We start from the raw sequence: 18,048 nt of genomic DNA, 5'->3' as shown, positions 1-18,048 counted from the left end.
CTAACATGTACACGATTTTGATGCTCAACCAGAAGGGCGGAGTCGGCAAGACCACCATCGCGGACGAGCTTTCCTTTGCGCTTGAGCGTCGCGGCAAGACCGTGGCGTTCGTCACTACCGACCCGCAGGGCGGTTCCGTCCATGAGGTCTGCGATGACCCTGATTTCGCGGAGGAGTGCGATTTTCAGGTTGTCGATACGGCGGGCGTGCTCGTGGGCGGTGTGAACGATTGGTGCCGCGCGGCGAATCTCATCCTCGTACCCATGCTTCCGAGCACGCGCGACATGGAGCCGACGCTGAGAACGCTCGATATCGTGCGTGAGTCCGGCACTGGCGCAAAAGCGTATGTCATCGTCAACAACTTTTATGCCTACGGCACACTCGACCGTCAGCTCGTGGAGTACCTTGAGGGCGAGGAGGTTCCAATCATCGCGAAGATTCCCCGCGCCGTTGCCCTCTCACGTGCCGCAGCAGCCGGTGTGTCCGTGGCGGATTACGACCCGAAGAGCCATGTGGTCGCCCCGATTGAGCTGCTTGCAGATTCGGTTCTGAACGAAGAGGAGAAGAACAATGGCTAACAAGACCACAGCGAACGCGTTCATGGCGAGCGCGCAGAAGTCCAAGCGCGAGATGGCGGATATCCAGAAGGAAGGTTCCGGCAAGCATGAGACGGACGAGGTGGAACTCAAGAAAATCAGTCTCCTCATCCCGGCTTGGCTCCACAAAGAAGCGCAACTCCACCGCGTCGAGACGGGGGAGAGCATGACCAAGCTCATCGTCCGACTGCTTGCCGAGGAGCTTGGTTAAGGGGATGGTGATGAAGGGATGGGCTTGATGGTAACGGAATCGGAAAAATCGAAGCACGACATGCTGCGTGCGATGCGGAAACACATACGCGAGAATGGCATCACAGACTTCACCGATTTTCAGGACTGGTGCGATGAGAACAACGACTGCTGGTCTCAGGCACTCGATAGCGGACTTTCGTCGGTTATCGAGAAATACATCGACGGGCGTTTTTATTAGAGAGGAAGTGGAGCCGATAGATGGATTCACTTCGGAAAAAGGGATTGGAACATGAACCTAATCACCATGGTTCCCGCCACCGCGAGGTTTATCGCGCAGATGCGGGGGATGCGAAGGCACATCGTCGCGAACAATGTCACCGAGTTTGCGGTATTTCAGAATTGGTGCGATGAGAACAACGAGAGGTGGGCGGAAGCTCTTGACAGCGGATGCGCCATTGCTATCGAGAAGTTCATCGCCGACTGGAACGGTCGGGCGGATGCGAACCGTTGGAAACATGCGGCGCAGCCTGACGATAACATCTGGGACAACGAGTTGAAGTAGGAAGTAACGATGACCGAGAAAGAGAACCATCTGCCGAACCTTAGCAGCGAGGAGCGTGCCCATGCGCTAGAGCTTGCCATACAGGCTCGCAGGCGCTATGCAGCACTCAAAGCTCGCGTGAAGTCCGGCGAGCTTACGTTCACGGATGCGATGGACGAGGAGGATGCGAAGCGCATTTTGGTCACATCGCTTCTGCAAAGTGTTCCGGGTATCGGTGCGAGCAAGGCGGTAGTCATCATGCGACTGTACCGGATACCGAAAGGCAGGCGTGTCGGCGGACTCGGCATTCGGCAACGTGAAGCGCTGGTTGCTCTGGAAAGAAATGGATGGAAGCTGTAGCGGTCTGCAATTCAAATTGAGGATGGCGAGCACGAATCAACAGCAACGTAGAAAACGGGCACCTTTTATGGTGTCCGTTCGCTTATCAAGACGCGATTGGAAGGAATCTTTGTCAAGTCTTCAAAGAAATTGATTTCGTCTTCGCAGATGATGGGAACCCGAGGTGGCGGCACCTCGGGTTCTTGGTTTCCGGGCAAGCCGGAAACCCCGCAGAAAAGGCATGGGAAAGGGTGCGGCGGCACCCCCTTTTCCATGCCTTTTCTGCTCTCGCACTGATAGAATATCAGTGCTCACCGGCCAAGGCCGCTCTTCGAGTTGCAAGATTTGGGAAGCGTATATACAAAGTCACGTAAACGAGACTTTTCCATACACTTCCATCTTGCTCCCGAGCGGCTTTCGGAGCCTTGACGGGAGGACGCTTACGCTTAACGAATCGACAATTTAGGATTGCCGGTTCCCGTAACTCAGCAAAGCGAACCGTCGCTTTCGTGTCATAGTCAAACGGTGGCGGCACCGATACGACTATGAGATTTTGAGAAAATACAGAAGGGGAGTGATGAAGGTGGCAAAAAGAGAAACCGCAGTTCTCATCAGATTGTCTGAACGTGAGAAGAGAACGCTTAAGCGGAAAGCCGCGAATTACGGTATGACGGTTTCCGATTACGCCCGGACGCTACTCATCAATTCTGACGATGCGACAATCAAGGTCATCGACACCGAGCCTTTGAAAAAGGCAGCACACGAACTCGCGAAGCAGGGAACAAACCTAAACCAGTTCATGAAGTTCCTGAACACCTACGGCGCGAAGGTGTTCGACCCGGAGGAAGCGAAACGCGTTTTGGAGAAAGAGGTCTCGTCGTTTTCCGAAATCATGGAAGCGCTCGCGGCGCTCCGAAGAGAAGCAAACCGGAACAACATCCATCTGCAAATAGAGGACTTCGACAACCTCGATAACGAATGACAGGATATATGGAAATGGCTAAATGCAATCGTAAGCAACGGCTTTTGGGAAAGAGCATTAGAAGAATACGGATGCGTCGGAACATGACGCAACGAGAACTGGCGAATGCCGCAGGTCTAGGGGAATCGGCTTTTAGAAGCTATGAACTCGGTGAGCGTAGTCCGAAGCAGAATACGCTCGAACGGATAGCGAAAGCACTCGATGTAGCACCCGCATGTTTCGACACTTACGGCATTGAGCACTATGACGAACTCATGCACGCACTTTTCCTTTCAGAGGAAGCGTTCGGCATTAAGCCATGCGCGGATGGAAGCATCCGGTTTACCGACAAAACAATCCAGTCGTGCGTTTGCACATGGTGGTCTTGGAAGGAGTTTTTGAAGGAAGGAAAAATCACAAGAGAGGAATACGAGAACCGAAAAGACAGTTTCCTTAGATAGGCGGGCGAACAGGATGGGAAGAAAGAGAGCGATAATCTGCTTTGAGACGGAAGAACGGTTTGAAAGCGTCACGGATGCTGCGAATGCTATTGGTGCCGCATGGTCGTTAGTTAGCAGTGCACTGAAACGCCACGGGGCATGTCGAGGATTTCACTTCTATTACGCTGACGAAGTGAAACCGGACGATTCGGTTTTCGATAGAAAGGTTTATAAGAACTCAAGACCAATCATCTGCCTTGAGACGAACGAACGTTTTGAAAGTCAAGCAAGGGCAGCAAAAGCGGTTGGCGTACCGCGAGAGGCTATTTATGCGGCATTGAGAGGGCATATAGCAACCAAGGGCTTACACTTTTACTATGCCGATGAACCGAAGCCGGATGAGGAGTTCTTTCGGAATAGAAGCTGGACAAGAGTTCGTTGCAAGGAGACCGGTGTCGTTTACGAGTCGATAGCTCAGGCGGCACGGGAAACGGGAGTTTCGAAAAGTAATATCCAAGCGGCAGCAAAAAGGCATGGAACGGCAAAAGGCCTTCATTTTTACTATGCCGACGAACCAGAGCCGGATGATTTTTACTATGCCGACGAACCAGAGCCGGATGATTTACTTCCCAGTAAAAGAGGGATAAGGGTTCGCTGCGTGGAAACCGGTGTTGTTTACAAAACGATTACCCAAGCGGCAAAAGAAACCGGAGCGTCGCAGGCAGGTATCCGCGGTGCCGCGTCCGGTATGGCAGGTGGCTATCGCTGGGAGTACGTCGATGACTGATTCTGGATGGCTCCATTACCGCGACCTGAAATCACGGTGCCCGACCTGCAAGCGTCCGGCGCATATCGCGAAGAGAGATGGAACTTTCTATTTCGTTGATGACGAATACAACCCGTTTGTCAGGCACGCTCCGGTGAAAACGACGGAAGAGGTATTCCGATTTTTCGCGAACGGTTACCGTCGCGAACATGGGACGGAGCCGAAGGTCACAGGAAATCGGAAACTGTTGGAAAGCGATATTCTTTCCGGCATGGGTGCAGTGTCCGCGAAAATAGATTCATGAAAGCAGGGGGAGCAATGGCAATGGCCGATTGTGAAAGCGAGAAGACGATTCACTATGAGGAGGACGGTTGGAGCGTAACGCTCACGAGATACGTGAGCATGGAACTCGGTGAGACCGTTGCATCTTGGGTTGAGTTTCCAAACGGGTGGTATCTTCATTCGGACGATGCCGATGCCGAGTTCACGCAAGATGGGGCGAAGACGTATCTGCAACGCTTGAAATCCGTCTGGATGGAATCGCCGTTTTGGGATGGCGTGAGAAGAGCAATGGAAGAAAAACCGCAATGACAAGACCTGTCATCTGCGTTGAGACCGGGGGTGCTACTGGGATATCGAAGATGCGACGCGGGCATACCGATGTAAGTCCGGGTATATCTGAAACGGTATGGCACATGAGTATCCGGTGCGCGGGTTTCATTCCAAAAGGGAAAGAGAGGAGGAATTGCATTGACCATCATCAAGCAGACCGGTGTGCAGAGTTCCGGTCACATGAAGAACCTGCGCGGTTATATCAACGATGACCGAAAGGTGATTCTACGCGACAGTCTGAACATGGACGGTTGCACGAACCCGAAGCGCTGGGCGCATCACATGTGGATGACCAGAGAAGCCTACGGGCACAACAAAGCGGCAAGGAGAGTCCGGGACAAGAAGACTGGGGAGCTTAAGGAAGCGAAGAACACGATTCTGTTTCATCAGATTCTCGGCTTCAATCCCGACGAGTGCGATTTAAATGGTGGGTGGCTCTCACCGGAAGCGTGCATGAGGTATGCCAAGGAGTACGTGGGAAAGCATTACCCGAACCAGCAGATAGTGATGGCGCTTCACAACGAATACTGCAAGGCGGACAAGACCCATCGCTATGCCGTACATATCGTCATCAACCGTACCGACCTCTCCACGGGCAAGCGGCTCGATGAGGGGCGCGGGAAAAGCGCCAAGGTGAAACGCGCCAGCCGCATTCGCGACCTCGACCATGAGTGGGGGTTGAAACAGGTCGTGGAGGGCGAACGCAATTCCTCCGTCCATAAGAAGCAGCCGTCCCGTATCGAGAAGGAACTTGCGGCACGCGGCATCGACTCCTATAAGACGAACTTGCGAGAGCTGTGCCGTATCGCCGCCGGGGAAGCGGAGAACATCTATGATTACCGCGAGCTTTTGGAATCATGGGGCGTTGACACGGAGTTCAAGAGGGGGCGCATGTACGTTACCGACACGGACAACAACCGCTATGCCTTCTCCGTGGCGAAGCTCGATGCAGACCTCGGAACGAAGGGGTTGGAAGCTGCGTTTAAGGCGAATGTGGCGAAATCCATCCATGCGGAAGGAAGCGCAGCCGTTGCGGAGAAGAGGAATATCGAGCAGCAAAAGGCGATGGTAACGGAAACGAAGAAGAGGTACCTTGCACAAATCCGAAGCGTCTACCAGAAGTACCGCAAGGAGATACGTGGCATGGAGGGCATGGAAATCGCGGATATCCCCAAGCTGAAACTCCCGCGCCCCGATTCGGATATCGCGGACGATTCGGAGGTCAAGCGCCTGATTCTCGCCTGCTGGCGCGGAGCCGACGAACTCAGGGCGGAAGTATCCTCGACGGTCATACCGAAAGGGAAGAAGAGCGGCGGAAACGCCGGGAGCGGCGGTTCCCAGCGGGCGCAACAGGCACCTACGCAGGAACGCCCGGAACCGAACAAGGAGAACGGCGAGCGTTAATTAAAAAGCGGCGCGGGCGGGATATTCCGCCTGCGCCGCTTTACGGGTGTGCGAGAATCGGCATAAAAGCGCCCGCCGTTCCCTTAATGTCGCACATCAGGGAGCAGCGGGCTAAAGCAAGAAAGTTTCTCCACGAAGGAAGAAAACGCGTTCAGTTTACCTCACTATGCGTTCGCGTCAAGCTGACGCTTGAGATTTGACACCTTCAACCACTGGAGAAGGAAGGCAATGGGCGCGAATGCAGCCGGGATGGAAAGAAGAAGTGTCGCTATGAGGAGCAGTCCGAGAGCGTTGCCCCACACGAACAGCTTTGAGCGCTTGATTGCACGCCATGCAGCGATGTAGCCAGCCGGTACCGTGCCGACGTAAAACCCGGTAAAGGCTGTTGCAGCCAGCAGGACGGGAACGAGTGCAATGATTCCAATTGCACCTGTCTGAGTTATCAGGGCAGGGGAATTAACGAGAAGCAAAAGGAAAACAACTATCGCCGTTATCGTCCCGACGATATAGAGGAACTTCTTCATCAAATCGAAGACTCGTTTTTCCTCATCATATTCGGCGCGAATTGCCATGGTGTTGTCTTGGTATATCGGGTGTTGATAAGTTCGCATTGTATGACCTTCTTTCTAATGTTCTGTATGCAAGTTCTTAGACGGTTGCTCGCTGTTGCTATCACATAGTAGCTTGGCGGAAGCATCTTTCATGTCCGCGACTTCGGAATCGAGGAAATCGGGAGTATTTGGTTCTTTGGTCTTTGCCGCTGCCGGGGTTAGGCGATGAAAACTCGGTTGATTCTCGATGAAGTCGATTGCCGAATCCATTTGCATCATGACACCCTTGACGATGCTTTCGATACGGGCGGGCGGCATGTTCGGGTTTTGCGAGAGAATTGCACGGGCTTCATCGGCGAATCCGTCAAGCCTGTCAGGCTCGAACCACTCGAAGCCGGACAGAAGTTGCAGTTGCCTGTCCGGACTGAGTCCTCGTCCAAAAGGTTTTGCAATATATGCATAGTCGCCGGGTAAGTCCAATGATTCAGAATCACACCAAAGGCAATTACCAGTGTCGAATATCGGAGCAAACCGGGTGTATGCAAGCGTCTCCACATTACGGATGACACCGAAGTTTTGATAATGACGGTCGAAGTTGCCGACGATGTAATCGCAGGTCAGCATTTTCGACAGATAGGTTTCCACATCCTCAAGTCCAAGGCTTTCAAAGCACGAGACGAGGAATCGGTAATCGTTCTGCGAGTTGGGTTTCTTGTGGTTCTGGATGATATGCAAGGCTGGAATCAGCTCCTCATCTTCGCCCAGCATATTCGGACACGCGCAGTAGGTGCGCTTTCCTTCTTGATGAAGGGAATAGGGAACATAATCCGTGTCCGTCAGAAGACGCTTGTGCAGATGCGTGGCGATGACCTCGTTGTAGACCTCTTGGTTCACGAATCCGGTTCCGCTCTTCACGAGCATACGCACGCCGTTTAAGATAGTCCACTTCTTGTTCAGGTCTCCGCCGACCGTGGAGTTCGGTGACATGAGGTTCGGATTGTCACTCGAAGAGTCCTGCCCCAGAGTCAGAAGCCCGAGGTCTTCCGTGAAGTCGTTGTCGAAGAAGTTGATATCATCCCAGTTCTGCGGATTCTCTGGGTCGTTAATCCAGTAGCGGTCGGAGAGGGAAAGCCCGAAGTTTTTTTCCGCCAGAGCGAGCGTGCTATCGACATGCAGCTCGGCAATGAGCCGCTGTATCTGGGCACGGGACGCTGGAATTGCCCGTCTGAGCCACCAGACGTCGAGTGCAGCCCTTGTCGGGTTTCCTTTCATATCGAGAATCGCGGGAGGAGCGAAGTCAAGCTCGCGCCGCTTTAGTATCTTCACGACATGGTGCGTGTCGAGGTTGTAAAGGAAATCGAGAACCGGTCGGTTCTTGTTCATCAGCGTATAGCGCTTATCGTCCATTGATGCGTCACATCCTTCCTTATATCCATATATGGATAGTGAGTCTATTTTACTATATTGCTGGGTTGCTTTCAAGCTGGTTTGTTGTCTTATTTGTGCGGGATATATGGAGTATCGTCTTGAAGATTTATCTGGTTTGGTGGTATGATATATTACTAGTAATCAAGCTAGACGGAAGAAGGGAGATACCATGGCGGGTAAGCCACAGGCGGAAAAAGCCGTTGAGCGTTTCCCGGAACTCGGGTGTTTCGCGGTTGCGGTGCGCCGCATTGTGTACGAGAAGGGGATGACGCTCGACAACGCCATCAAGAAAAGCGGAATCAGCAAATCCGCTTGGTTCGCCGGGATGGCCGGAAGCGGGGGAAAGCCGACGCGTCTGCCGAGCCTTGCGTCCTTTTTTGCTATCGCGGACGGTCTCGGAATCACACCCGAGGAGCTAATTGCCGCGATGCGGAAGGAAGCCGGAGTGCGTGAGAAGAGCAATGGGGAGAGGGCTGAGAACGATGAGTAGGGTTTTCATTACCATGGGGAGCGCTTACTCGAAAGCCACAAATGTAAACCCCGTGGACGGCATCTGGTGCTCCGACTGCGGATGGGCTGGGCGCGTCGAGGAGGATATGACGGATTCTGAGGAGAGCGAAGAGCCGCTATTCGAGGAGTTTTCCGAATATATCCCGAAGTTCTGTCCGAACTGCGGGGTGAACCTGCGTGAACCCTAGAGGTGTCCAGACAAAGGGACACCTGATGCGATAGGCTGTCCCTGTCCGTAGAAAAGACCGGCAAGGTCGAGGAGAGAAATGGAAAAGGAACGTTTTCTTGTCGAGGTGACGGTGAAGGGCGAGAAGGATTGGAAGGCGATACACATGTGCGGGAGCATGGCGGATGCCGTGCCGGTCGCGGACGCGGTACACAACCTCTCCTATCTGCTCGACACGCCCATCGCTATCCGCGTGCGGGAGAAGAGGGGCAAGGGTTTGGAGGACTGACGGATGGAAAGGAGCGAAGATTACATGGCAAAGCATTTTAGCGAAGTGAAGAGGGAACTTGAGCAGCCGGACGGGCATATAGCCGGTATCGGCCAGCAGCTTAAGCTCTCCGAGGAAGCGAGGGATGCCAGAAACGCCGGACGAAGGCTTGAGGATGAGAACGACGAGACCGACCTCATCGGAACCATGAAGAAGCTGGAAGACCTTATCGCCGAGCAGCGCCAGAGTAACGAACGCATCGCAAGGGAGATGCGCGGCATGGTTTCGGAGATGAAGGATGTGCTCGAAAAGGTCGAGGAGCTGAGAAACGGCGCGGCGGACGCGCAGCATCAGGCGAATCAGATGGCACTCATGGGAGTTGCCAATGCCCAGCAGAAAGCTGGGGAGATGACCATAAAGAACGTCGAAGAGGTGACCGCAAGGAGCAGGAAGGTCATCGACTCGATGGTAGAGGAATCCAAGAGACGCATTGAGCGGCTTTCGATGGTGACGCTTCCAGACAGACTGTTCTACTACAGCAAGTGGATGGCGGTTATCCTTGTTCTCATCATCCTCGTGCATGTCCTATGGGGCATGTTGGTGTAGAGACCTACCGGTAATATGGATAGATAGAGAGCAAGAAAACTTCTTATGAGACAGAAAGGACTGACAGAAATGAAGAATGACAGCAATATGTTTAACAACAACAGCATCGAGACTGAGGGTGTCCCGGCGGACAAGACCGCCGAAATCCCGAAGGTCGTGGATTCGACGGAGGAGGAGAACGCTAAGAAGCCGCTCGTGCTCTTCGGGCGCGAGTTCTCCCGTAAGCAGGTCTGCGCGGCTGGTGCGGGAATCCTCTGTGCGGCGCTTCTCATCGGCGGCGGGGCTTACGCCATCTCACATGCCAGTTGGACGGGAGATTCCAATGCCCCTGCGGTGTCCCAGTCAAAGGACGATGAGAAGCAGGACATGGTACTTACCCTTGAGGTGAAGGCCGACGGCTGGGATGCGGACACCTCCACGCCCGTCATCGCCCATATCGAGGATGCGGACGGGAAAGTAGACTTCTACACCGCTATCGCCGCGAACAAGCAGGTGACCGTGAAGGTCGGTGAGTCCGGTACCTATACCGTCACATTCATCTCACCGGTGAACGCCGACGGCTCCATCTATAAGGTGCCATCGAAGAAGGTTACCGCCGGAAAAGCCGACAAGACAGTTGCCACAGGCGTGACTTTCGATAAGGTGGATGCGGACAAGGTAACGAAAGATGACCTGACCGCCATTGCCAAGGACGTTGCGGAAGCCGTGAAGAAGGGCGATTCCACCCTGACCGGAGACAAGGGCGCTGAGGTCGTGAAGAAGTTCGAGGACAACATCAAGAAGAACCCGAACGCCGATGCCGATGCCGTCGAGAAGGAGAGCGAAAAGGCGCAGGAGACGGCCAAGGAAGAGAAGTCCGACGCGAAGACCCCGGAAACTTCCGACAGCAAGAAGAGCGATTCAGGCTCATCCAACGGCTCCAAGAAGGATAATGGGAAGACCACAGGCAGCTCCGATAATTCTGGAAACAAGAGCAATTCATCTTCCAAGAAAGACGAAGGAAAATCCGATAGCAAGCCGAGTGGCGGCAACAGCAGCAACTCCGGCTCAAACACCAATTCAGGCAGTTCATCGAAAAAGGATGACACCCCGGCGCATGTTCATAAGTATGATATCTACCATCCTGCGGTGACTCATACGGAGAAGGTGTACCATCCCGCAGTGACCCATACGGAGAAAGTGTACCATCCCGCAGTGACCCATACGGAAGAGCGCTCAATTTGCAACGGCTGCGGAGCAGATATCACGGGCAATGAACAAGCTCATGCGTATAATGCACTTATGGCAGGCAATAAAGCATGTGGCGCATATCATACGGTATACAATACCGTAACAGATTCTGCGGCATGGGAGGAAACGGTTACGATTACAGATTCTGCGGCATGGGAGGAAACGGTTACGATTACAGATTCTGCGGCATACTACACTTGTTCCTGCGGTGCTCGGAAATAGGGGATTTCATGTTTACGGATATACCTCACGATTACTGCAATGAAGAGACCGGGCTACCAGTAAAGAATCACCCTGAGCTTGGCGCACGATTCAAGACGCGTAAGCAATGGCGCGAGTGGGGATATGAACCAAAACCCGGAGAGCAGGGTCATCGGATGCATCCGAGTTCGCTTGCCTATCGCAGCTATGTCTATTTCCATGAGAGCGAAGTATGCTCTTATGCTGGAACGGAACCGGCGGATGATGTAAGGTATCAGACTCATGTGAGCAAAAAGACCGTCGCGCTTGAAGAATGTACCGGCCATGGAGGTCTAGCGGCTATCGGCTGGAAAGAGCCTAGACCGTATCGTGCAGGATGACAAGACTAACAGTTAGAGAGTCCATATAGATGAAAAGCCCCGACCAATGGCCGGGGCTTTTTTCTAATGCTCGTTATTCAGGTTTTTCGGTGGTTCCAACCCGTTCTGTTTCGATAGTTCTGTGGTTGCACCTTTCATATCACCGATTTCGGAACCGAAGAAATCCGGCTCCTCACGCTCAAACGAATGGGCGGGAACCGGAACGATGATACCACTGGAACCCTTGATATAGGAGAGAGCATCGTGGCGCTCGCCGACCTCGGTGAGCGACGCGGCGAGAAGGGAATCCTTGAACCAAGGGTATCGCTGTTGCAATTTCTCCATGACGGCCATCGCCTTGTCAATCGGCATCATCGCTAGAGACTCGTATCCGGAATACTGGGTATGGATGAATCCGTTGCGTTCCATGAAGATTTGGATAAGCGTCCAAGCGCCGCGCCAAGCGTTCGGCCTAATGGAGCTGTAATTTTCGCTGAGCGCAGCCGTTCCCAAATCAAAGTGAAGCTCCTTACGGGTGTCGGGGCGAGAGGAAGGGGATAACTGCATTCCGCTTTCAAGAAACTCCTTCACATCGTAGCTTTCACCGATTTCCGTGAAGGTGGCCGCTTTCAAGCATTTTTGGAACCAAGGAAACTCATTCATCATCTCATCTATGGTGCCATAAGCACGTTGATAGGACATGACGATATTTTCAGCCGATTCATATCCAGAATATTGTGGCTTTTCAAAGCAATGGGATTCCAGAAAGTCTTGAATGTCTGACCATGGATTCTTTTTACCAGTATAGAATCGTTCAACAGACTCGTTGTCTAGGTCGAAGTGAAATGCTTTCCTATCAAGTTCCATTTGGAATCCTAAGTGTAAATGCGGTTAGTCGTAAATACGTTCCGGACTGATATCCCGGATTACCTGTAGGTAGTCTTCACCCTCCGGTTCATTCATATCCTCATAGGTGCGCCATGACTTAATGTTCTGCATCACCCAAGGCTGTTTGGATAGAGTCGCGCAAACAGGGCACTGCGCCCCGAACTGCACCTTGCGGTTCTTTGCCTGCCAAGTACCAAGACCGATGCGCACGTTGCCCATCTGCTCCGCATACTTTCCCACGCAATCGTAGAGGTCATCTACGTTGTAACCATTCCTTTTTGCCTTCTCATCATCGAACTCGATGGTGAAGCGCCAAGGTCTCTTTTCCATTTCTGCCATACCTATCGTCCTTTCTGCCAGATGGCTGTTATCATATGTTACCATTATACTATAATGCCGGTATTACGGCAATATAGGAATTGAACACACGTTCTTTTTGGCAAACGCATGTTACAGAACGGTGGAGAGAACATTTTCTGGCATCTCGCTTTCCGACTGGTGTTCGGATGTGCTTGCCATGTCATGACTCTCCCCGGCGAGCGATACCTCCTCTTCCAGTTCCGGTGCGTCAATCTCGATGTTCTTTCCAAGCTCCTCCTCGTAGCGCTCCATGATGAAGGTGTCTGCATGGTCTGCCTTCGATGCGGCTTTGAAGAGGTAGGATGGGTCGTTTTCCAAGGCGTTCATCCAAGATTGCAGATAGGAGACGTGGTTCTCGTAGAACTCGCCCTCCAAATCGGTGCTCTGGATACCGAGGTCTGCGGAAAGGAACAGGCTTCCAAGCTCCGCGACCAGCTCTTCCTCAGCATAGGAGGGGCTTCCGAACCGGGTGTCGAGTTCACGGGCGAGGGCGGATGGGTGTCCGGTGGAGTGGGTCATCTCATGCAGCAGGACGCGGGTGAACGCTTCATCTGAGCGAAAGGTCTCTCGCGGGGCGATGAGGATGCGGTCGGTAGCCGGAGAGTAGGCGGCACTTCCGAGGTAGCCGCTGCTCTCGATGACGGGGCATCTGGAAGACTCCTCAAGGTTCTGTGCGATGGTTGCCGTTCGGTCGTTCAGATGGACGGGAGCGTTCTCCGGCGGGATGCCCTCGATATCCTCCGCATTGAAGACGTTCCAGTAGCCCACGAGCTTCGGGTAGCGTCCGGCAAGCTCCTTCTCGCCGGTATCCTCGTTTTCCTTGTAGAAGGCGAACTGCTTCCATTTCTCGATGAGCGCGGACTTGGCACCTTTTTTCACATGCCAACCGGCATCCTTTATCTGGTTGAAGGTAGCCCACCGGTTGTCCGTGTAGCCGCGCATGAACCCGATGAAGCCAAGATGCACGCGGTTTCCGCCCTGATACACGGTGCCGGAGACGGGGTTGTGCGGTGTTAGGGAGGGCAGGTACGGTTCTGCCCAACGAAGCCCGTCGCGCTTCATGTCCTCGATGATTTTCTCAACGACCGCCTGACGCTGGTTATCAATAATCTCCATAGGAGTCTGCTTCTGCTTAGATTTCATCATGGTCTCCTTTCCGGGAAAGCTCATTAAAATTATACGATAGCCGCCGCTTTTCCGACATGCTCTAAGAAAACGACCCCACAGAATCGAATCTGCGGGGTCTTGGCGGTAGGTTTGTAGCGTGAGTGCGAACAGATTGAAACCTGTCCTTATTCGGCACCAGAGCCAGTCTGACGGGATTCGGTCGAAACAGTTTCCGTTTGCGCCTGTTTTTGGTCGATACTGGTGGTCACGACCGTCCGCTCATTCTGCTTCCAGAAGTTATAGGAGCAGGAGACGAGGGAGATGACCTGATTCGGTTCGGAATTGGTATCGAGTACCATGGCGGCAGATTCTCGCGAAGAATCGTACCAGTTCCGAAAATCCGAATCACCGGCAAAGACCGTCCGTTTGGTCGGCTCCCATCCCTTCACGATATTCGCGAAGCGCACGGTGTAGCGCATCTTGGTGTTTGGGGTTTGGATGAGTACCGTCTGATGCTCAGAAGCGAAGGATTTATCGCTATACCGTTGGACGTTGCCGAAACAGGTGACCGCGTTCCCGAGGGTCAGGCTGTGTCCGAGGATGACGGCATTCGGACTTTGAAAGCCCTCCTTCTCGCATTCTGCGTCGAGATAGAGCGCACCCAAGGGATTGTAGTTCCGGTAGATATCGTGATGCAGGTAGTAATCCGGGTCGGATGCGTGAGCTTGCAGGATGGGATGGTTGATATCCGTCCCCGGCACGGTTATCCATCCGATAACATCCCCGTTCACGCTCTTCCAGTAATCCCAATCAACAGTAGGGAACTCGGATTCCCGACCACCTGCGCTTTCCGTGGCGGTTTCCTGCGGCGTGCCGTTTGGTGACGGTGAGGGACTTGCATCCCGATAGAAATGAAGCAGCACGCCGAAAAGGATGGCAGCGACGGCCAAGAAGACCGCCGCTGCCGCAAAAGCCGCACGGGATTTCCGGTTATGATTTCCCAATCTGGCCATCTGAATTACTTGGCGGCATCCGATGTGGCCTGCGGGGCATCCTTCGTCGCTCCGCAGGTGGTGCAGACCAGCTTGTCGATGACCGTCTCATCGTAAGCCGGGGTGTCGGTGACCTGTTTATCATAGCCCTCGCTCACCATGACCTCATCGGTGATGGGGACGTTGGTGGAGTAGCCGGAGTGACCGGTCTGCTTGATGTGGTCATCGGCCTTGCCGTCGATGACCTGCTTGCACTCATTGCAAACGGTATGGTAGGTGGTCAGGTTCTGGTAGACGGGTGCCACGTGCTCCGTGTGCGTCACAGCGTCATGGTGGACGGTCTTGTAGGTGATAGACCAGTCGTGGGTGTGAGACTTCTCTTTGCTCTTAGAGCCGTCCTTCGCAGACGCGTCGGAACCGCTTTCCTTGGAATCATTCGCCTGCACGGATTCGGCCTTGGAATCTGCATCGGTTTGGTGGCCGATGCCATAATAGGCACCGCCGCCGATGAGCGCGACGAGAGCAAGGCCGCAGATGGCGGCAATGACCTTCCGGTTATGCGGCTTCTTCTCGCTTTCCGGGTTCGCGTGCATGTTGTTCCCATCCGCAGGTGATTCGGTGGAATCTCCGTCGTTCATCTCGATATCGTTCTCTTTATCGTCCTTCATGGGTGTATCCCCCTTTCAAATTAAAAGGAAGGCAGGGTGCCGAAGAGCTGGCACCCTGCCGGTTTCAGGCGTTACGGGCACTAGGCTTCGGTGTTATCCTCTGCACTCTCGTCTGCATCGTCCTTGGTGGTCTTGCGGCTCTTGATGCCGTAAGCGGTCGCGCAGCCTGCGGCAATCAGGAGGATGCCGATGGCGATGGCGATGTTCGTCATGTCAACGCCGGTCTTTCCGTAGGTGGAGCCTGCCGGGGTCGAGGTGACGGTCACGGACTGTCCCTCGTCGTTGATATCCTTGTGCTCCGCCACGGTAACGTCCGTGGCCTTGCCGTCGATATCGCTCTGTTTGGTCAGCTCCTCGAAGACAACCAGTGTATGACCGTCGAGGGAGGTTGCATCGAACTCGCCGAGGTTGATGGAGACCGTGCCGCTCTCACTGTTCGGCGTGAACTTGAGTTCGGCGGTCACGCCCTTGTCGGCAACCTTCAAAGGCTCGCCGGTCTTCTTATCCATGAGCGTTGCATGGAGCGTGTACTCCTTGCCGGGGATAAGACCCTCGTACTTCACCTCGTCAGTGATGACGGCATCCTTGCCAGCCATCAGTTCATGGTCACCGTCGGACTTGTCGGTCGCGGTGGTACCGATGGCACTCGGAGCGAGTTTCACCGTCTGTCCCTCGTTGTCCTTATCGCATTCGCTCGCGACGATGGAAACGGGAGTCTCATCGGAAGCGTTCTCGATGCTGCCCTTGAACATGACCTCGAAGACCACGAGGTTCTTGGTCTCGCCGGACAGGCGGTCGATAACGTCGTTGGAGTTGAAGGTGAAGTCCATGTCGATGGAACCGGACTCCTTCTCAGGGGTGAACTCCGCTGTCTTGTAGACAAGGCAGGAGAGGAGGTCTTTGTTTTCCTCGGCATATGCCTTGACCTTGGCAAGGTCGATGGAAGCGGTCGGGAGCTTCTTTGCGTTCGACCAGTCGATACCATTATCGGTAACCTCGACCTCATCGGCCTTGTAGGTCTCCTCGATATTACGGACGGAGCCTGTGCCGTTACCCTCCTGACCGGTGAGCTTCCAAGTGCCGTCCTCCTGCTCGGTGAGAGTCTGGGTGTCGGTCTTGACAGTACAAGTGCCGTCCGCGTTCTCGGTGCGCTCGGAAGCATCATAGGTGTAGGAACCGTCCGCGTTCTTCACGATGGTGGCACCGTTGCCCCAGTCCTTGCCATTGACCTTGATGGAGTAGGCGTTCGACTGGAAGCCAAGCACGTTCATCAGGCCGGAGGTGAACTTGGTGAGGTCATCCTCAGTATACTTCTTCGCGCCTTCGCCGGTCAGCACGGGAAGGCCGGTCTTTGCATCCATCAGGATACCGGCCATGGTGTAAGCCTTGCCGGTAAGCACATGGTCGTAGGAAACCTCGTCGGTGACGGTGGACTCCGCATCGGCGATTACGGTCTTGTCACCATCGAGCTTGTCCGTGGCTGTGGTGCCAATCTCGGAGGTGTGCATGGTGACCGTCTGGCCTTCATCCTCGATATCACTATGGGAAGCAATCTCCTTGCCCTTGTAGGACAGGGACTCGAAAGCGACCACCGGCGTGTTGTCTTTCAGGAGCGACCCATCGAAGGTGAAGGTCACATCGACGGTGCCGTAGGTGTCCTCGGGAACGAACTCGGTCTCGGCGGTGACGGGTTTGCCGTCGGCATCGAGGAGCTGCTTCTTCGCGACCTTGCCGTCCTTGTCGGTGACCTTCTCGTAGAGGGTGCCGGAAACCTTGTAGGTCTTGCCGGGGGTCACGTTCTTGTACTTCACGGTATCGACCACTGAAACCTCGGTATCGGAAACGACGGTCTGATTGCCGTCGAAACCGTCCTTGGCGGTGGTGCCGACTTCGGGCTTCGTGATGGTGACGGTCTGGGACTTGTCCTCGATATCGGCATGGCTCGCGAGTTCCTTGCCGTTCAGGGACAGGGACTCGAAAGCGACCACCTTGTCCTTGGCCTTGAGGTCAGACGCGTCGAAGGTGAAGGTAACGTCCACATCACCGAAAGCGGTTTCGGGAATGAACTCGGTCTCGGCTGTGACAGGGTTGCCGTCGGCATCGAGGAGCTGCTTCTTGGCGACCTTGCCGTCCTTGTCGGTGACCTTCTCGTAGAGGGTGCCGGAAACCTTGTAGGTCTTGCCGGGAGTGACGTTCTTGTACTTCACGGTATCGACGATAGTAACATCGCCCTCACCGATAAGGTTCTTGTCCGCATCCAAGCCGTCCACGGCAGTGGTGGAAAGCGTGGGCTTCGTGATGGTGACGGTCTGGGACTTGTCCTCGATATCGGCATGGCTCGCGAGTTCCTTGCCGTTCAGGGACAGGGACTCGAAAGCGACCACCTTGTCCTTGGCCCTGAGGTCAGACGCGTCGAAGGCGAAAGTTACATCGACGGTGCCGTAGGTATCATCGGGAATGAACTCGGTCTCGGCTGTGACAGGGTTGCCGTCGGCATCGAGGAGCTGCTTCTTCGCGACCTTGCCGTCCTTGTCGGTGACCTTCTCGTAGAGGGTGCCGGAAACCTTGTAGGTCTTGCCGGGGGTCACGTTCTTGTACTTCACGGTATCGACGATAGTAACATCGCCCTCACCGATAAGGTTCTTGTCCGCATCCAAGCCGTCCACGGCAGTGGTGGAAAGCGCGGGCTTCGTGATGGTGACGGTCTGGGACTTGTCCTCGATATCGGCATGGCTCGCGAGTTCCTTGCCGTTCAGGGACAGGGACTCGAAAGCGACCACCTTGTCCTTGGCCCTGAGGTCAGACGCGTCGAAGGCGAAAGTTACATCGACGGTGCCGTAGGTATCATCGGGAATGAACTCGG

25 protein-coding genes are annotated in these 18,048 nt (G+C 54.2%); 17 read left to right on the top strand and 8 right to left on the bottom strand.

Going from position 1 to position 18,048, the window contains the following annotated elements:
- The first annotated feature begins 5 nt into the window (after window positions 1-5).
- From DWZ93_RS11840 to DWZ93_RS11790, 11 genes are all read left to right on the top strand, one after another.
- Window positions 6-578 carry a ParA family protein gene (locus DWZ93_RS11840; protein WP_055168044.1) on the top strand — a complete coding sequence of 191 codons (573 nt, stop codon included), beginning with the start codon at window positions 6-8 and terminating at the stop codon, window positions 576-578.
- Window positions 571-807 carry a hypothetical protein gene (locus DWZ93_RS11835; RefSeq protein WP_055158124.1) on the top strand — a complete coding sequence of 79 codons (237 nt, stop codon included), beginning with the start codon at window positions 571-573 and terminating at the stop codon, window positions 805-807. Before DWZ93_RS11840 ends, DWZ93_RS11835 begins: the two co-directional genes overlap by 8 nt.
- An 18-nt stretch (window positions 808-825) precedes the next feature.
- Window positions 826-1,026 carry a hypothetical protein gene (locus tag DWZ93_RS11830; protein ID WP_055158126.1) on the top strand — a complete coding sequence of 67 codons (201 nt, stop codon included), beginning with the start codon at window positions 826-828 and terminating at the stop codon, window positions 1,024-1,026.
- A gap of 51 nt (window positions 1,027-1,077) precedes the next feature.
- Window positions 1,078-1,350 carry a hypothetical protein gene (locus tag DWZ93_RS11825; protein ID WP_055158128.1) on the top strand — a complete coding sequence of 91 codons (273 nt, stop codon included), beginning with the start codon at window positions 1,078-1,080 and terminating at the stop codon, window positions 1,348-1,350.
- A gap of 9 nt (window positions 1,351-1,359) precedes the next feature.
- Entirely contained in the window at window positions 1,360-1,689 is a 330-nt protein-coding gene (mihF, locus tag DWZ93_RS11820; RefSeq protein WP_055158130.1) for an integration host factor, actinobacterial type, read from the top strand.
- 562 nt (window positions 1,690-2,251) lie between these two features.
- Window positions 2,252-2,650, top strand: a complete 399-nt coding sequence (locus tag DWZ93_RS11815; protein ID WP_147364671.1) for a plasmid mobilization protein — start codon at window positions 2,252-2,254, stop codon at window positions 2,648-2,650.
- Entirely contained in the window at window positions 2,647-3,090 is a 444-nt protein-coding gene (locus DWZ93_RS11810; protein ID WP_118453050.1) for a helix-turn-helix domain-containing protein, read from the top strand. The genes DWZ93_RS11815 and DWZ93_RS11810 overlap by 4 nt, the downstream gene beginning before the upstream one ends.
- A gap of 13 nt (window positions 3,091-3,103) precedes the next feature.
- A complete protein-coding gene (locus DWZ93_RS11805) occupies window positions 3,104-3,856 on the top strand; it encodes an NUMOD1 domain-containing DNA-binding protein (RefSeq protein ID WP_118453049.1) in 753 nt (250 codons plus the stop codon).
- Window positions 3,849-4,139: a hypothetical protein gene (locus DWZ93_RS11800; RefSeq protein ID WP_118453048.1), complete on the top strand. Its 291-nt coding sequence runs from the start codon at window positions 3,849-3,851 to the stop codon at window positions 4,137-4,139. Before DWZ93_RS11805 ends, DWZ93_RS11800 begins: the two co-directional genes overlap by 8 nt.
- A 14-nt stretch (window positions 4,140-4,153) precedes the next feature.
- Entirely contained in the window at window positions 4,154-4,426 is a 273-nt protein-coding gene (locus tag DWZ93_RS11795) for a hypothetical protein (protein WP_118199869.1), read from the top strand.
- 159 nt (window positions 4,427-4,585) lie between these two features.
- The gene (locus DWZ93_RS11790; protein WP_118453047.1) at window positions 4,586-5,851 is read left to right on the top strand and encodes a relaxase/mobilization nuclease domain-containing protein; all 1,266 of its coding nucleotides are present in this window, start codon (window positions 4,586-4,588) and stop codon (window positions 5,849-5,851) included.
- A 164-nt stretch (window positions 5,852-6,015) separates the two neighbouring features.
- Here the strand turns inward: DWZ93_RS11790 and DWZ93_RS11785 are convergent, their stop codons facing one another.
- Together DWZ93_RS11785 and DWZ93_RS11780 are read right to left on the bottom strand one after the other, a co-directional pair.
- A complete protein-coding gene (locus DWZ93_RS11785; RefSeq protein WP_055158144.1) occupies window positions 6,016-6,462 on the bottom strand; it encodes a hypothetical protein in 447 nt (148 codons plus the stop codon).
- A 15-nt stretch (window positions 6,463-6,477) separates the two neighbouring features.
- A complete protein-coding gene (locus DWZ93_RS11780) occupies window positions 6,478-7,809 on the bottom strand; it encodes a hypothetical protein (RefSeq protein WP_118453046.1) in 1,332 nt (443 codons plus the stop codon).
- A 190-nt stretch (window positions 7,810-7,999) separates the two neighbouring features.
- Here DWZ93_RS11780 and DWZ93_RS11775 point away from each other — a divergent pair, with 190 nt between their 5' ends.
- The 6 genes from DWZ93_RS11775 (at window position 8,000) to DWZ93_RS14745 (ending at window position 11,191) form a co-directional block, all read left to right on the top strand.
- A complete protein-coding gene (locus DWZ93_RS11775; protein ID WP_055158146.1) occupies window positions 8,000-8,320 on the top strand; it encodes a helix-turn-helix domain-containing protein in 321 nt (106 codons plus the stop codon).
- Window positions 8,313-8,528, top strand: coding sequence for a hypothetical protein (locus DWZ93_RS11770; RefSeq protein WP_118453045.1), 216 nt, complete (start codon window positions 8,313-8,315; stop codon window positions 8,526-8,528). The genes DWZ93_RS11775 and DWZ93_RS11770 overlap by 8 nt, the downstream gene beginning before the upstream one ends.
- A gap of 78 nt (window positions 8,529-8,606) precedes the next feature.
- Window positions 8,607-8,795, top strand: coding sequence for a hypothetical protein (locus tag DWZ93_RS11765; protein ID WP_117786573.1), 189 nt, complete (start codon window positions 8,607-8,609; stop codon window positions 8,793-8,795).
- Between the two features lie 3 nt (window positions 8,796-8,798).
- Entirely contained in the window at window positions 8,799-9,380 is a 582-nt protein-coding gene (locus DWZ93_RS11760; protein ID WP_118453044.1) for a hypothetical protein, read from the top strand.
- 45 nt (window positions 9,381-9,425) lie between these two features.
- A complete protein-coding gene (locus DWZ93_RS11755; protein WP_118453043.1) occupies window positions 9,426-10,832 on the top strand; it encodes a hypothetical protein in 1,407 nt (468 codons plus the stop codon).
- Window positions 10,833-10,987: 155 nt separating this feature from the next.
- Entirely contained in the window at window positions 10,988-11,191 is a 204-nt protein-coding gene (locus DWZ93_RS14745) for a hypothetical protein (protein WP_118199882.1), read from the top strand.
- 63 nt (window positions 11,192-11,254) lie between these two features.
- Here the strand turns inward: DWZ93_RS14745 and DWZ93_RS11745 are convergent, their stop codons facing one another.
- From DWZ93_RS11745 to DWZ93_RS11720, 6 genes are all read right to left on the bottom strand, one after another.
- Window positions 11,255-12,037 (bottom strand): hypothetical protein, encoded by a 783-nt coding sequence (locus DWZ93_RS11745; RefSeq protein WP_118453041.1) that lies wholly within the window; start codon window positions 12,035-12,037, stop codon window positions 11,255-11,257.
- A 24-nt stretch (window positions 12,038-12,061) separates the two neighbouring features.
- Window positions 12,062-12,397: a hypothetical protein gene (locus DWZ93_RS11740; RefSeq protein ID WP_055168077.1), complete on the bottom strand. Its 336-nt coding sequence runs from the start codon at window positions 12,395-12,397 to the stop codon at window positions 12,062-12,064.
- A gap of 111 nt (window positions 12,398-12,508) precedes the next feature.
- Window positions 12,509-13,534 carry an ArdC family protein gene (locus tag DWZ93_RS11735; protein WP_158574317.1) on the bottom strand — a complete coding sequence of 342 codons (1,026 nt, stop codon included), beginning with the start codon at window positions 13,532-13,534 and terminating at the stop codon, window positions 12,509-12,511.
- 176 nt (window positions 13,535-13,710) lie between these two features.
- Complete coding sequence (locus tag DWZ93_RS11730; protein ID WP_158567153.1) at window positions 13,711-14,529, bottom strand: class B sortase; 819 nt, start codon at window positions 14,527-14,529, stop codon at window positions 13,711-13,713.
- A gap of 14 nt (window positions 14,530-14,543) precedes the next feature.
- Window positions 14,544-15,185 carry a hypothetical protein gene (locus tag DWZ93_RS11725; RefSeq protein WP_118384400.1) on the bottom strand — a complete coding sequence of 214 codons (642 nt, stop codon included), beginning with the start codon at window positions 15,183-15,185 and terminating at the stop codon, window positions 14,544-14,546.
- Window positions 15,186-15,265: 80 nt separating this feature from the next.
- The coding region (locus DWZ93_RS11720; protein WP_158574316.1) for a VaFE repeat-containing surface-anchored protein at window positions 15,266-18,048 on the bottom strand (2,783 nt) is incomplete at its 5' end.

Source organism: Dorea sp. AF36-15AT (assembly GCF_003477705.1).
Classification (GTDB): Bacteria; Bacillota; Clostridia; order Lachnospirales; family Lachnospiraceae; genus Claveliimonas; species Claveliimonas ammoniilytica.
This window is presented reverse-complemented; position numbering and strand designations above follow the sequence as displayed.

What these genes read in the sequence shown, in the direction of transcription:
- DWZ93_RS11805 (WP_118453049.1), top strand. Translation starts at nt 3,104, where the DNA reads ATGGGAAGAAAGAGAGCGATAATCTGCTTTGAGACGGAAGAACGGTTT.
- DWZ93_RS11780 (WP_118453046.1), bottom strand. Translation starts at nt 7,809, where the DNA reads ATGGACGATAAGCGCTATACGCTGATGAACAAGAACCGACCGGTTCTC.
- DWZ93_RS11810 (WP_118453050.1), top strand. Translation starts at nt 2,647, where the DNA reads ATGACAGGATATATGGAAATGGCTAAATGCAATCGTAAGCAACGGCTT.
- DWZ93_RS11760 (WP_118453044.1), top strand. Translation starts at nt 8,799, where the DNA reads ATGGAAAGGAGCGAAGATTACATGGCAAAGCATTTTAGCGAAGTGAAG.
- DWZ93_RS11785 (WP_055158144.1), bottom strand. Translation starts at nt 6,462, where the DNA reads ATGCGAACTTATCAACACCCGATATACCAAGACAACACCATGGCAATT.
- DWZ93_RS11745 (WP_118453041.1), bottom strand. Translation starts at nt 12,037, where the DNA reads ATGGAACTTGATAGGAAAGCATTTCACTTCGACCTAGACAACGAGTCT.
- DWZ93_RS11795 (WP_118199869.1), top strand. Translation starts at nt 4,154, where the DNA reads ATGGCAATGGCCGATTGTGAAAGCGAGAAGACGATTCACTATGAGGAG.
- DWZ93_RS11735 (WP_158574317.1), bottom strand. Translation starts at nt 13,534, where the DNA reads ATGGAGATTATTGATAACCAGCGTCAGGCGGTCGTTGAGAAAATCATC.
- mihF (WP_055158130.1), top strand. Translation starts at nt 1,360, where the DNA reads ATGACCGAGAAAGAGAACCATCTGCCGAACCTTAGCAGCGAGGAGCGT.
- DWZ93_RS11740 (WP_055168077.1), bottom strand. Translation starts at nt 12,397, where the DNA reads ATGGCAGAAATGGAAAAGAGACCTTGGCGCTTCACCATCGAGTTCGAT.
- DWZ93_RS11830 (WP_055158126.1), top strand. Translation starts at nt 826, where the DNA reads ATGGGCTTGATGGTAACGGAATCGGAAAAATCGAAGCACGACATGCTG.
- DWZ93_RS11775 (WP_055158146.1), top strand. Translation starts at nt 8,000, where the DNA reads ATGGCGGGTAAGCCACAGGCGGAAAAAGCCGTTGAGCGTTTCCCGGAA.
- DWZ93_RS14745 (WP_118199882.1), top strand. Translation starts at nt 10,988, where the DNA reads ATGCATCCGAGTTCGCTTGCCTATCGCAGCTATGTCTATTTCCATGAG.
- DWZ93_RS11825 (WP_055158128.1), top strand. Translation starts at nt 1,078, where the DNA reads ATGAACCTAATCACCATGGTTCCCGCCACCGCGAGGTTTATCGCGCAG.
- DWZ93_RS11755 (WP_118453043.1), top strand. Translation starts at nt 9,426, where the DNA reads ATGAGACAGAAAGGACTGACAGAAATGAAGAATGACAGCAATATGTTT.
- DWZ93_RS11835 (WP_055158124.1), top strand. Translation starts at nt 571, where the DNA reads ATGGCTAACAAGACCACAGCGAACGCGTTCATGGCGAGCGCGCAGAAG.
- DWZ93_RS11840 (WP_055168044.1), top strand. Translation starts at nt 6, where the DNA reads ATGTACACGATTTTGATGCTCAACCAGAAGGGCGGAGTCGGCAAGACC.
- DWZ93_RS11800 (WP_118453048.1), top strand. Translation starts at nt 3,849, where the DNA reads ATGACTGATTCTGGATGGCTCCATTACCGCGACCTGAAATCACGGTGC.
- DWZ93_RS11725 (WP_118384400.1), bottom strand. Translation starts at nt 15,185, where the DNA reads ATGAAGGACGATAAAGAGAACGATATCGAGATGAACGACGGAGATTCC.
- DWZ93_RS11765 (WP_117786573.1), top strand. Translation starts at nt 8,607, where the DNA reads ATGGAAAAGGAACGTTTTCTTGTCGAGGTGACGGTGAAGGGCGAGAAG.
- DWZ93_RS11770 (WP_118453045.1), top strand. Translation starts at nt 8,313, where the DNA reads ATGAGTAGGGTTTTCATTACCATGGGGAGCGCTTACTCGAAAGCCACA.